Raw genomic sequence first — 12,618 nt, forward strand, 5'->3', positions numbered from 1 at the left:
CGCGTCCCTGTGGACAACTCAGACTGAGTCGGCGCTACCCCCGAAACCCGAACGGAATCGGCAATCAGTGGCCCAGCAGCCGAACGGAATCAGCAATCAGTGGGGGATCTGGGGCGGCTACTGGTGGCGTTGACGGGGGATGATGACCTCGTCGACCAGCAGCAGGGCCGCGGCCGCGACGGGGATCGCCAGCAGCGCGCCGAGCACCCCGAGCAGGGTGCCACCAGCGAGCGCCGCCACGACCGTGACCGCTCCTGGCACCGACACCGTGCGCTGCATGATGCGCGGCGCGATGACGTAGTTCTCGAACTGCTGGTACACGAGGTAGTAGATGCCCGCGAACAGCGCCAGCTTCGGCTCGGTGAAGAACGCGACGAGGCACACGACCGCCGCACCGAGGGTCGCACCGACCATGGGAATGAGGCCGAGGAAGCCGACGACGACCGCCAGCACCGCGGCATACGGGATCCCGAGGACGGTCATCATGACGTAGCTGAGGATCGCGTTGACCGTCGCGATCGCGACCTGGCCGGTGGCGTAGGAGCCGGTCCGGCGCATGATCTCCTCGCTCAGCTGGACGACCCGGTTGCGCCGGCTCGCCGGGACCATGGAGTACGCCGCGCGCTTCATCTTCGGCAGCGAGGAGAGGAAGTACAGCGTGAGGATGAGGATCGTGAACGTCTGGAAGACGCCGTTGAGCACCGCCCGCCCGGCGCCGAGGACGCCACCGAGGACCGAGCTGATGAACGTCTCGTCGGTGAGGCGCTTGTTCATCTCCGCCTGCGCCTTGTCGACGATGTCGTAGTTCTTGTCGAGCTCCTGCACCCATCGGGTGTTGAGGACCCGGTCGAGGTAGTTCGGGGCCTGCGCGATGAGGTCCTGGCCCTGGGTGAGGACCGGCGGGACGACGAGCATGCCGAGGAAGAAGAACACGACGAGGACGCCGAGGAAGACCAGACCCACGGCCAGGGCACGCTTCATGCCGCGACGACCGAGCCACTCGACCATCGGGTTGAGCGCGAGCGTGAGGAAGAGCGCCACGATGAGGATCGTGATCGTCGTCGCGAGCCGGCCGAGGGAGTGCCACAGGCCGATCGCGATGAGGGCGCCGAGCGCGCCCACGAAGCCGAGGTAGAACGGTGAGCGCCGGTTCATCGGCCGACCCATCTCGCCGAACTGCGTCGCGCCGCGCGCGTCCGCCGCGACATCCGCCGGTGCGGTGCCGGCGGTCGCGGGGTCACCCGGACCGCTGGTGCCACCGGCGTCGGCCTGCTCCTCGTCACCGAGCACGTCCTGCAGCAGGCTGTGCTCGAGGTGCTCGTCCTCGCGATGGATGCGGTTGCTCTCGCGCAGCTGCGCCCGCTGCCGACGACGGTAGGCGCGCAGCCGTCGCACCGAGTTCTTGCCCCAGCTCAGATCCACGTCTCTCCTCCTCCGGCGCTCACCCTAACCCGCAGGTCAGGGCCGTGTGGGCCTCCCCCACAGCAGGTGTTCACCGCGTCGGACTCAGCCGCGGACCCGACTGCTCGTCGGGTCATGGAGCGGCCTCAGCGACACCGTCGCCGGCACCCGCACGCCGGCCACGTCGACCTCCCAGGTCCCCGCGTCCAGCCACTCCTGCGTCACCGGCTCGCCGGGCAGACCGGTGTCGACCGACGCGAGGCCCACCGCTCCGCCGAGCGTCCAGCCGTAGGACGCCGACCGCACGTCACCGACCGCGACGCCGTCGCGCAGCATCACCTCCGCGCCGAACATCAACGGCTCGGGATCGGTGAGCAGCACCTGCACCAGTCGGTCGCTGCGGGGCGAAACCTGTTCTGCGACAACGGCATCACGCCCGATGAACTCGTGTCCGAGGTCCACGGCGAACCCGAGCCCTGCGCTTCCCACGGTGTCGGTGTTGTCGATGTCGTGGCCCCAGTCGCGGTAGGCCTTCTCGAGCCTGAGCGAGCCGAGAGCGCGCAGCCCCACCGGGCGCAGTCCGTATGCCGTCCCGCGCGCCCTGAGTGCGCGCCACACCTCCGCGGCCCTCTCGCCGGGGACGTGCAGCTCGTAGCCGAGCTCCCCGACATAGGTGATGCGGACACACAGCACCTCGACGCCGGCGACGGTGATGGTTCGGGCCGCCCGGAAGGGGAAGGCCTCGTCGGAGAGGTCCGCGTCAGCGAGCAAGGCGAGCAGGTCACGTGACCGCGGCCCCTGGACGTTGAGCTGGCCCAGCCGCTGGGTGACGTCCTCGACCCGGACATCGGCGTCACCGAGCCCCCGTCGCAGCCACGCCAGCGCGTGGCCACGCGCGGTGTCCGACACGACGACGAGGAAGTCCTCGTTCGAGCGCTTGGTGACCGTGAGGTCCGCCTCGATGCCACCGTCCGGGCCGAGCCACTGTGTGTAGGTGATCCGACCCTCCTCCCCGTCGACCGAACCGGCACTGAGACGCGACAGCACCGCACCGGCGTCGGGGCCCGTGACCGCGAGGCCGCCCATGAAGGACATGTCCGTGAGCCCCACCGCCTCACGGACCGCCCGGTGCTCGGCCTCCCAGTGCGCGAACCACGGCTGGCGACCCCACGACGGCATGAGCTCCGCGACCTCGCCGTCACCGGCATACCAGTCCGCGCTCTCCCAGCCCGAGACATCCCGCAGCCATGCCCCCGCAGCCACCATCTCGTCGAGCACTGGCGAGACGAACATCCCACGGCCGGAACGCAGCTCGGCACCCGGTGTGTGCGCGGCATACGTCGTTCCGAGCACCTCGGTGACGCGATCGCGGCGGTAGTCGGGGCGCAGCTGGTGTGGCTGGAAGCGGGCCACATCGATGGCCGAGATGTCGACGTCCGGACGTCCGGTGGCGATCCAGTGCGCCAGAACCCGACCCAGACCGCCACTCGACAGCACCCCGACCGAGTTCAGCCCGGCCGCGACGAAGTAGCCGCGCAGCTCCGGCGCCTCCCCCACGGCCGGCAGCCGGTCGGGCGTGAACGACTCCGGTCCGCAGAAGAACGTTCGCACCCCGACGTCGAACGTCACCGGTACCCGTGACATCGCCGTCTCGAGCGCCGGGCCGACCCGCTCCCAGTCGGGCGGGAGCGTGCCGAAGGAGAAGTTGTCGGGGATCCCCTCCGGTCGCCATGCGGCGGCCTCCGGCTCGAACAGGCCCACCAGGAGCCCGCCGCCCTCCTCGCGGTAGTAGCCGTAGCGCCCCGGGTCCTCGAAGACCGGTCCGTCCGGGTCGATCCCGTCGAGGCGGTCGGTGATGAGGTAGTAGTGCTCGGCCGCCTGGTTCGGGATGACGACGCCGTGCCGCTCCCCGAGCTGGCGGGCCCACATGCCCGTGCAGTTGACGACCACCTCGCACTCGACGTCGCCGGCGGTCGTGCGCACACCGGTCACCCGCGGCAGGGCGCCGTCGCGGCGCGTGACGACGTCGCCGACGCTGATCCCCTCGATGATCCGCACCCCGAGCATGCGCGCACCGCGGGCGAGCGACATGGTCAGGTCCACCGGGTTGACCCGACCGTCGCCGGGGACGTGGAACCCGGCGACGAGCCCGTCCATCGACGCCAGTGGGAAGAGCTCGGCCATCTCCCGGACGCCGATCTCCTCGACGTCGAGCCCGAGCCGTCTCTGGTAGGCCGCGACCCGGCGGTACTCCTCGAGCCGGTCGTCATCACCCACCGCCTCGACGAGACCGACCGGGCGGAAGCCGGTCGAGAGCCCGGTCTCGGCTTCGAGCCGCCTGAAGAGCTCGCGCGAGTACAGCCTGATGCCGGTCAGTGTCTCGCTCGTCGTGCCGAAGCACGTCATCAGTCCGGCGGCGTGCCACGTCGTGCCACTCGTGAGCCGGTCCCGCTCGACCAGCACGATGTCCTGCACACTCTCGTGGGCGAGGTGGTAGGCGAGCGAGGTCCCGATGACGCCACCTCCGACGATCACGACCCGGGCTCGGTCGGGCAGCGCCACGGAGGGCGGCGACGTTGCACTCACGCCGCGAGGCTACCGGCGCCGGCCGGGGAGGTGTTTTGCTCCTGGGGAGCAAATCACGAGGGTCCGGACGGAAAGTTTCCCTCCGGACCCTCCGGGTTCCGTCCGGACCCGCGCGATGGACCCGCGGCCGTCAGGCGTAGGTGCGGAACCCACGCCCGGTCTTGCGGCCGAGGTAGCCCGCCGTCACGAGGTGCTCGAGCAGCGGCGCCGGGGCATAGCCGCGCTCGCGGAACTCGGTGTAGAGCTCCCGCTCGATGGCCAGCGACACGTCGAGGCCCACGACGTCGAGCAGCTCGAACGGGCCCATGGGCAGGCCACAGCCGGTCTTCATCGCCGTGTCGATGTCGTCGGCGCTGGCGTAGTTCGCCTCGAGCATCTTGATGGCGTCGTTGAGGTAGGGGAAGAGCAGCGCGTTGACGATGAACCCCGACCGGTCGGCGCAGGTCACCGGGTGCTTGCCGATCTCGTGACACAGCTGCTGGACCGTCGCGATGACGTCCTCGCCCGTCGAGACCGTGTGCACGACCTCGACGAGCTTCATGACCTGCGCCGGGTTGAAGAAGTGCATGCCGATGACGTCCTGCGGCCGGGAGGTCACCTTGGCGCAGTCGATGATCGGCAGCGAGGAGGTCGTCGTCGCGAGGATGGCGCCGGGCTTGCAGATCTCGTCGAGCTCGCGGAAGAGCTCCTGCTTGATGTCGAGGTCCTCGGCGATCGCCTCGACGACGAGGTCGACCTCGGCGAGGTCGGCGCGTGACGTCGTCGGGTGCAGGCGAGCCAGGAGGGCGTCGACGTCCTCCTGGGTCGTGCGGCCCTTGTCCAGCGCGCGGGCCTGCGACTTCTCGATGGCCGCGCGGACGCCAGCGAGCTTGTCCTCACTGCGGGCGACGAAGGTGACCTCCTTGCCCGCCTTGGCGAAGACCTCGATGATGCCGGTCGCCATCGTGCCGGAGCCGACGACGCCGACCGAGCTCACCTCGCGCAGCGTCGTGCCCTCGGCGACGCCGTCGGTGGGCGTCTGCCGGTCCGCGACCACCTCGGGCGAGCCGGGACCGGCATACGTGTAGAAGCCCTGTCCGGTCTTGCGCCCCTTGAGACCCGCGCTCACCATCTGCTTGATGATCGGGCTGGGTGCGTGCAGCCGGTCGCGGCCCTGCTTGTACATCGTGTCGAGGATCTCGTATGCCGTGTCGAGACCGATGAGGTCGAGCAGCGCGAGCGGCCCCATGGGGTAGCCGCAGCCGAGCCGCATCGCGGCGTCGATGTCCTCGCGGGTGGCATAGCGCGACTCGTACATCGCGACGGCGTGGTTGAGGTAGCCGAAGAGCAGCGCGTTGGCGATGAAGCCGGCCTTGTCGCCGACGATGACCGGCTTCTTCTCGAGCCGCTCGGCGAGTGCCTTGACGTCCTCGAAGACGTCGTCGGCGGTGATGACGGTCCGAATGACCTCGACGAACTGGAGCACCGGCGCCGGGTTGAAGAAGTGCATGCCGACGACGCGCTTGGGGTTGCTCGTCGACGCCGCGATCTCGGTCACGGGGAGTGACGAGGTGTTCGTCGCGAGGATGGCGTCGGGAGCGACGATGGCGTCGAGCCGCCCGAAGATGTCCTTCTTGAGGTCGAGGTGCTCGGGCACGGCTTCGACGACGAGCTGGCAGTCGGCGAGCGCCTCGAGCTCGGTCGCGTAGGTCACGTGCCCGTGCAGCGCGTCGTAGGCGGCCTGGTCGATCTTGCCGCGCTCGAGCGCGCGCCCCGTCGACTTCGTGAGGAAGGACCGGCCCCGCTCGACGGCCTCGTCGTCGGTCTCCACGGCGACGACGTCGATCCCGTTGCGCGCGAACACCTCCACGATGCCGGCACCCATGGTGCCCAGACCGATGACGCCGACCTTGGTGAACTCCCGTGTCATGGCGGCGAGTCTGTCATCCGCCCGTATGCCGTGTGGAGGGCTTGGGTGCGTGAGAGTCCTCTCACCGGTCGGTCACCCTGCGTACCGGTCCGTGTCGTCACCACTCGAAGCCGGACGCGAGCAGCGCCGACTCGGTGCGGAAGCGGTCGTCCGGGCTCATCCCGCTGCGCGCGCCCTCCGGCGTCCCGACGTGCAGCTCGCGACAGGCTCGCAGCAGCGCGTCGTCGTAGGCGAGCAGCGCAGCCCGCAGGTGCAGCGCCTTGGCCGGGCGCGAGCTCGCCGTGACGGCCTGCACCTCATCGGCGAGCCGCCGCAGGTCGGCCGAGAGGGCCTGGGGCGTCGGCGGCGCAGGAGGCGGGATCTGCGCGTCGCGCCACTCCTCCCACCGGTCCGTGACGGCGGAGTACGGCCGCGGCGCGTGCCCCGTGGCGGCGTACCGCAGCACCGCGTGGGCGGCGTCGAGCGCGAGGACCACTCCCGCGGTCACGGCGATGTATGCCGGCAGGTAGGTCATGCGCTCACCTCACCTCGAGTGTGCGCCGGGTTCCCGGGCGGGGCAACCCTCTAGGGTTGGCTGCGTGCGAGTGGTGATTGCGACGTGCAGTGTCGACTACGAGGGCCGGCTCACGGCTCACCTGCCCCTCGCCACCCGGCTGCTCATGGTCAAGGCGGACGGGTCGGTGCTCATCCACTCCGACGGCGGGTCCTACAAGCCGCTCAACTGGATGTCGCCACCGTGCGCGATGGCCGAGGTCGAGCCGAGCGAGGACGAGGCCGCCGACGGCGTCACCGCGGTCTGGGTGGTCCAGCACGCGAAGTCCGAGGACCGGCTGCGGGTGCGCCTGCACGAGGTGCTGTCGGACACGAGCCACGCGCTCGGTGTCGACCCGGGACTCGTCAAGGACGGCGTCGAGGCCCACCTCCAGAAGCTCCTCGCCGAGCACATCACGACCCTCGGCGACGGCTGGACGCTCACCCGGCGCGAGTACATGACCGCCATCGGCCCCGTCGACATCCTGTGCAAGGACGCGAGCGGCGCGACCGTCGCCATCGAGATCAAGCGGCGCGGCGAGATCGACGGCGTCGAGCAGCTGACCCGCTACCTCGAGCTGATGAACCGCGACCCGCACCTCGCACCGGTGACCGGCATCTTCGCCGCACAGCAGATCAAGCCGCAGGCGCGCACCCTCGCCGAGGACCGCGGCATCCGGTGCGTCGTCCTCGACTACGACGAGCTCAAGGGCATCGACAACAGCGAGCACCGCCTGTTCTAGGACCTCGCCCCCTACACGACGGAGCGGTCGGCGCTGCCGGGCCAGCTGCGCACGACGATGCCGTCGGCGTCGACGGCCACCTCGGCCACGGCACAGTTCGGCATGAACATCCGCTCGGCGAGGTCGGCGCGCACGTTCGCACCCATCCGCGGCAGCGCGAACGACATGACGCCCCCGTGCGAGAAGACCAGCACGCTCTCGCCGCGGTGCAGGTCGGCGATCTCCTGCAGCGCCTCGCGGTAGCGGTCGAGCACCGCCTGCCCGCTCTCGCCCCCGGGCACGAACGTCCCGAGGTCACCGGCCTTCCATGCCTCGAAGACCGCGAGCAGCTCGGGGTCGTCGTGCTCGCGGCCCGCGAGGGCGCCGACCGAGAACTCCTCGAGCCCCTCGACCACCCGGGACTGCACTCCCAGCACCTCTGCCGCCACCGCGCCGGACTCGACGGCGCGCTGCATCCGGCTCGTGCAGACGGCGGCGATGTTGCGCCAGCGCACCGACTCGGCGAGGTCGCGCACCTGCGCCTGCCCCTTCTCGGTGAGCCAGCCGCCCTCGTCGGACAGCACCCGCGCGTGCGGGTAGTCCGCGTCACCGTGCCGGGCGATGAGCAGCGTTGCGGGACAGTGCAGATCGCTCACGTCCACGAGGGTATGCCGTCCGCGCGCCAATTCGGTCGACAGTGCGCCTTCGCGTGCGCTTGGCTTGCGCCGTGAGCGACGACACCGCCATGAGCGAGCGCGAGGTCATGCACCTTGAGAGCAGCGATCTCGAGCGCATGGACCTCGAGGTCGTCGACCTCGACCTCGACGACGACTCGGACGCGATGGTGCACAGGGTGAACGGCTGGCTCGAGGCCGTGCTGCGCTCCTTCCACGAGAAGCGCGCGGACGACGAGCACCGCGCGAAGTGGGTGGCAGCGCTGCGCGCCGACGGCTCCCGGCTTCGCGGCGTCTACGAGCGGGGCGGCCTGCCGTTCGCGACCGACGTCCCGGTGGCGACCTTCAGTCACCTCACCAAGCGACTCAACACGGGCTCCCGACAGCTCCCGGTGCGGATGATCACCGACGTCACCGTCGCGCCGACCCATCGTCGCCGGGGCATCATGCGCCGGCTCATGACGGCGAACCTCGCCGACGCGGCCGCCCAGGGCCTGCCCCTCGCGGTGCTCACCGCGAGCGAAGGGTCGATCTACGGAAGGTTCGGCTTCGGCGTCGCCACCCACGAGGACGCGGTCCGCATCGACACGACGTCACGGTTCCGGCTGCGCGAGCGGCCGGACGACGGCGAGCGGATCGTCATCGTCGACCCGGACGCGTCGGATGCCGTGCGGACGGCATACGAGCGGTTCCACGAGGTGACCCGAGGCAGCCTGGAGCGACCCGCGTACTACGAGGGCTGGCTGCGCGGCTACGACTGGGAGGAGCAGGGCGAGGACCGGGCCCACCGGGTCGCGATCCGACTGGACGCGCAGGGGCGCCCGGACGGGTTCGTCGCGTGGAAGTTCAAGGACGCCGGCGACCACCGCGAGGTCAGCGTGGGCGACCTCGTCGGCGCGACCCCGCCGGCGCGAATCGCGTTGTGGCAGTTCGTCGCCGACCTCGACCTCGCCGACATTGCCGTTGCCCGGACGGCGAACCTCGACCCCCTCCCCTGGGCGGTCACCGACCCGCGCGTCATCACGACGACTGGACGACCGGACCACGTCTGGGTGCGCATCCTCGACGTCGCCGCCGCACTGAGCGCCCGTCCATGGTTCGCCGACGACGAGGTGACGATCCGCGTCCGTGACGCCCTGGGTCACGCCGACGGCACGTGGACGGTCACCGCCTCGGGCGGCACCGCGGTCGTGCGCCGGTCAGCTGCCACAGCGGACGTCGAGCTCGACGTCGAGGCACTCGGCGCGCTCTACCTCGGGGACGTCCGGGTGGACGACCTCGCGGAGGCGGGCCGCATCGTTGGCCGCGCGGACGGCATACGACGCTTCGCCCAGCTCACCGACGGCGGCCCCACGCCGCACTGCGCGACGCACTTCTGACCGGCTACTTCATCGTGCCCTGGGAGAGCGATCCCTGGAGCTGGCGTTGGGTGAAGATGTAGACCGCGAGCACCGGGACGATCGTGATGACGACCGCGGCGAAGAGCTGGCCGAAGTCCACGGCATACCCCGCCTGTGAGGCGAAGCGCGCCATCCCCTGCGAGAGAACGTAGTTGTCCTCGTTGGTGTTGAGCGCCACGGGCAGGAGGAACTGGTTCCACAGTCCGAGGAAGTTGAAGATCGCGATCGCCACGATGCCGGGACGGGCCATCGGGAGCATGACCTGGAAGAAGGTCCGCCACTCCCCGGCCCCGTCGAGCTCCGCAGCCTCGGCGATCTCGCTCGGCAGTCCCCGGAAGAAGGGGTAGAGGAAGAACACCGTGAAGGGGAACGCGAAGGCCACATAGGTGGCGATGAGCCCGGGGAGGGTGTTGAGCAGCCCGAGGTTCTTCAGGACGAAGAACAGCGGGACGATCGCGAGGAAGATCGGGAACGTCAGACCGGCGAGGATGAGGTAGTAGACGATCTGGCTGCCGAAGAACGTGAACCGCGCGAGGGTGTAGGCCGCCGCCGCGCCGAGGATCATGACGAGCACGAGCGAGCATCCGACGACGATGACGGAGTTGAGCATGTACTTGCCGATGCCGGAGTCGGTCCAGGCCCCGACATAGTTGTCGAAGCTCCACGTCTGCGGCAGCGCGAACGGCGAGTCGAAGATCTCGCGCGTGGTCTTCCACGAGGAGAGGAACACCCACAGCAGCGGCAGGATGACGATGATCGACCAGATCGTCAGGACGATGTGCGAGACGACGGTGACGACCTTGTCCGACCCCGCGGTCGGACTTTCGTTGCGGGACTGGGTCGCCCGGCCCGACGTGGCCCTCGCGGAGACGTCCGTGGCACTCATCGGTTGTCCTTTCCCTTGATCGCCCGGATCACGACAAAGACGATCGCGGCGAAGAGCAGGGTCATCACGGCGAGGACGACGCCCATGGCGCTGGCCATGCCGAACTGACCCTTCTTGAACGCGGTGTTGAAGAGGTCCTGCGTCATCGTCAGGGTGGAGTTCTGCGGGCCACCGCTGGGGTTGAGCGCGGCCATGTAGACGAAGGCGTCGAGAGCGAGGATGCCGAGGTAGACGTAGGCCGTCTGGATCGTGTCGCGCACCATGGGGATGGTGACCATGAAGGTCATCCGCAGCCGGCCGGCGCCGTCGACCCGGGCGGCGTCGTAGAGCTCGGCGGGAATGCCCTTGATCGCGGCGATGAAGAGCACCATGTAGAACCCGACGAACCCCCAGATGATGACGAACATCGTCGCCGGCATCGCCGTCGAGACCTCGCCGAGCCAGGCGAAAGAGCGGAACTGGTCGAGCCCGACCGCGGTGAGCAGCCCGTTGATGAGGCCGCTGCTCGGGTCGAACATCTGCGCCCACACGAGGCCGATGACGATCGCGGGGATCGTGTACGGGAAGAACGAGACGATCCGGTAGAAGGACGACCTTGAGAGCCCGCGCACGGCGCCCGTGCTCGAGCCACCCACGGTCACCATCGTCGCGAGGGCCAGGGCGAGCGCGATCGTCACGATGGGGATGACCACGGCCATGAGCAGGTTGTTGCGCACCGCCTTGAGGAAGGTGGCGTTCTGCAGCAGCGCGGTGTAGTTCGACAGGCCGACGAACTCGAAGTTCGGGGAGAACCCGCTCCAGTTCGTCAGCGAGTAGATGAACGCCTGCGCGAACGGCCACAGCACGAAGAGGGTGTAGAACGCGAACGGCAGCCCAAGCGTCACAAGGATGAAGACGAGCCGGTTCGCGGACATGCGACGGCGGGCCGAGCGCGGGGCCCGACCCACCGTCTGTGGTGGGGCCGAGGGAACGGCGGAGCTCATGGGGTGAGGAGTCCTTCGAGGGGAGAGTGAGGCAAGGGTGTGCCCGACCCGGCACGGGCTGCCGGGTCGGGCACGGGGGTCAGCTGACCTTTTCCTTCTTGACCTGCGGGTCGTTGCGGACCTTGTCCGTGATGCCCTGCAGCTGTGTGGTGAGCCTGGCAGCGTCGATCTGGCCGGACAGGAAGGCGTTCCACGGCACGAGCATGTCCTGGTTCATGCCGTAGTTGTCGACGAACTTCCACGTGAAGACGTTGTCGCCGGCGTCGCTGAGCATCTTGCTCTGCGACTGCAGTGCCGTCGACCCGAAGCCGTCCGCCGGGACGGTGTCCTTGACGATGGTCGGCGCGAGCTTCGTCTTGGCGAAGTTCGTCGCGGCCTCCTTCGACAGCATGACCCGCAGCAGTTCCTTGCCGCCCGCCGGGTTCTTGCTCTTGGAGGGGACGATGAAGGGCTCGCCGGCTGCCGCGTGCAGGGCCTCGTAGGGCATCTTCGAGTTGCCCGTGAGCGTGAACTCGGGGGCCCCCATCATCTTGAAGCCGTCCTTGGTCTGGTCCTTCATCTCGTTCTCGATCCACGAGCCCGAGGGGTAGAGCAGGGCCTCCTGGCCGTTGCTCCACTGCGCCTGGGCTGCGGTGAACTGGGTGCCGCCGCCGCCGGGCTTGACGTAGCCGTTCTTGATGACCGTCTCCATGGCCTTGAACACGCCCTGGACCGCCGGGTTGGACCAGCACTTCTCCTCGAGGTTCTCGAGGGCGAGGCGGACCTCGTCGCCGCCCTCCTTGATGGCCGAGGCGATGGCGAGCGTCTGGTAGTACGTCGCCGCCTCCTTGCCCCAGAGGAAGAGGAACTTGCCCTTGGACTTGGCCTGAGCGCCGAGGGCGATCGCCTCGTCCCACGTCTTGGGGACGGTCCAGCCGTTCTGCTCGAAGAGCGAGCCGGAGTACCAGAGGGCGTACACCGTCTGGACGTAGTTGATCGCGACGAGCTTGCCGTTGAGGGTGCCCGGTGCCTCGACACCCGGGTAGAGAGTGTCCTTGATCGTCGTGCCCTCGAGGTTCTTGGCCTCGAAGACGTCGCTGAGGTCCTCGAGCTGCTCGGCGATCGTGGTCAGACCGATCTGGTTCGCGCCGGAGTTGTCGATGAGGTCCGGCGGGTTGCCGCCGACGAAGCGGGGCTGGAGCTCCTGCGCGATCTGCGTGGAGGGCTTGACGTCGAACGTCACGCCGGAGTGGTTCTTCTTCGCGACGTCGGCCGCGAAGGTGACGTAGTCGAAGCCGTAGCCACCGTTGAAGATGACCGCCTCGACGGTGCCACTGTCGGCCATGCCGAACGGGTTCTTCTCGCTCTTCTCGCCCGCGGCGCCGCCGCCGGTGTTCGTCTCGCTACCGCCGCCACCGGTGGCGCATCCGGTCAGGGCGAGGGCCGGCAGTGCGACACCTCCCGCAAACGCCAGCCGGAGGACCGAGCGCCGGTCCATCTGGTTCCCTCGAGGGTCCATCGTTTCCCTACTTCCTCAGGTCCCGGAC

At 69.2% G+C, this 12,618-nt stretch carries 10 protein-coding genes; 2 read left to right on the plus strand and 8 right to left on the minus strand.

All coding sequences use genetic code 11. The features are described 5' to 3' along the window. Window positions 1-117: 117 nt before the first annotated feature. The 4 genes from BCF74_RS02935 to BCF74_RS02950 all read right to left on the minus strand — a co-directional run bounded on the left by BCF74_RS02935 (window position 118) and on the right by BCF74_RS02950 (window position 6,410). The gene (locus tag BCF74_RS02935) at window positions 118-1,422 is read right to left on the minus strand and encodes an AI-2E family transporter (protein WP_106296462.1); all 1,305 of its coding nucleotides are present in this window, start codon (window positions 1,420-1,422) and stop codon (window positions 118-120) included. A gap of 84 nt (window positions 1,423-1,506) precedes the next feature. Further along, complete coding sequence (locus BCF74_RS02940; RefSeq protein ID WP_218279187.1) at window positions 1,507-3,987, minus strand: GcvT family protein; 2,481 nt, start codon at window positions 3,985-3,987, stop codon at window positions 1,507-1,509. A gap of 130 nt (window positions 3,988-4,117) precedes the next feature. Then, window positions 4,118-5,896: a 3-hydroxyacyl-CoA dehydrogenase family protein gene (locus BCF74_RS02945; RefSeq protein ID WP_106296464.1), complete on the minus strand. Its 1,779-nt coding sequence runs from the start codon at window positions 5,894-5,896 to the stop codon at window positions 4,118-4,120. A gap of 97 nt (window positions 5,897-5,993) precedes the next feature. After that, on the minus strand, window positions 5,994-6,410 hold the full coding sequence (locus BCF74_RS02950) for a hypothetical protein (protein WP_106296465.1): 417 nt from the start codon (window positions 6,408-6,410) through the stop codon (window positions 5,994-5,996). Window positions 6,411-6,474: 64 nt separating this feature from the next. Here BCF74_RS02950 and nucS point away from each other — a divergent pair, with 64 nt between their 5' ends. After that, window positions 6,475-7,170 (plus strand): endonuclease NucS, encoded by a 696-nt coding sequence (nucS, locus tag BCF74_RS02955; RefSeq protein WP_106296466.1) that lies wholly within the window; start codon window positions 6,475-6,477, stop codon window positions 7,168-7,170. 11 nt (window positions 7,171-7,181) lie between these two features. On the opposite strand, the gene BCF74_RS02960 is transcribed toward nucS, so the two are convergent. Beyond that, window positions 7,182-7,805, minus strand: a complete 624-nt coding sequence (locus BCF74_RS02960; RefSeq protein ID WP_170070111.1) for a histidine phosphatase family protein — start codon at window positions 7,803-7,805, stop codon at window positions 7,182-7,184. 71 nt (window positions 7,806-7,876) lie between these two features. On the opposite strand from BCF74_RS02960, the gene BCF74_RS02965 reads away from it, so the two are divergent. Further along, window positions 7,877-9,202 carry a GNAT family N-acetyltransferase gene (locus tag BCF74_RS02965; protein ID WP_106296468.1) on the plus strand — a complete coding sequence of 442 codons (1,326 nt, stop codon included), beginning with the start codon at window positions 7,877-7,879 and terminating at the stop codon, window positions 9,200-9,202. A 4-nt stretch (window positions 9,203-9,206) separates the two neighbouring features. Here the strand turns inward: BCF74_RS02965 and BCF74_RS02970 are convergent, their stop codons facing one another. The 3 genes from BCF74_RS02970 to ngcE form a co-directional block, all read right to left on the minus strand. Continuing rightward, complete coding sequence (locus tag BCF74_RS02970; RefSeq protein ID WP_106296469.1) at window positions 9,207-10,109, minus strand: carbohydrate ABC transporter permease; 903 nt, start codon at window positions 10,107-10,109, stop codon at window positions 9,207-9,209. Next, window positions 10,106-11,092 carry a carbohydrate ABC transporter permease gene (locus BCF74_RS02975; RefSeq protein ID WP_106296470.1) on the minus strand — a complete coding sequence of 329 codons (987 nt, stop codon included), beginning with the start codon at window positions 11,090-11,092 and terminating at the stop codon, window positions 10,106-10,108. The genes BCF74_RS02970 and BCF74_RS02975 overlap by 4 nt, the downstream gene beginning before the upstream one ends. 79 nt (window positions 11,093-11,171) lie before the next feature. After that, complete coding sequence (gene ngcE / locus BCF74_RS02980) at window positions 11,172-12,590, minus strand: N-acetylglucosamine/diacetylchitobiose ABC transporter substrate-binding protein (RefSeq protein ID WP_106296471.1); 1,419 nt, start codon at window positions 12,588-12,590, stop codon at window positions 11,172-11,174. Window positions 12,591-12,618: the final 28 nt, after the last annotated feature.

This window comes from Knoellia remsis (genome assembly GCF_003002895.1).
Classification (GTDB): domain Bacteria; phylum Actinomycetota; class Actinomycetes; order Actinomycetales; family Dermatophilaceae; genus Knoellia; species Knoellia remsis.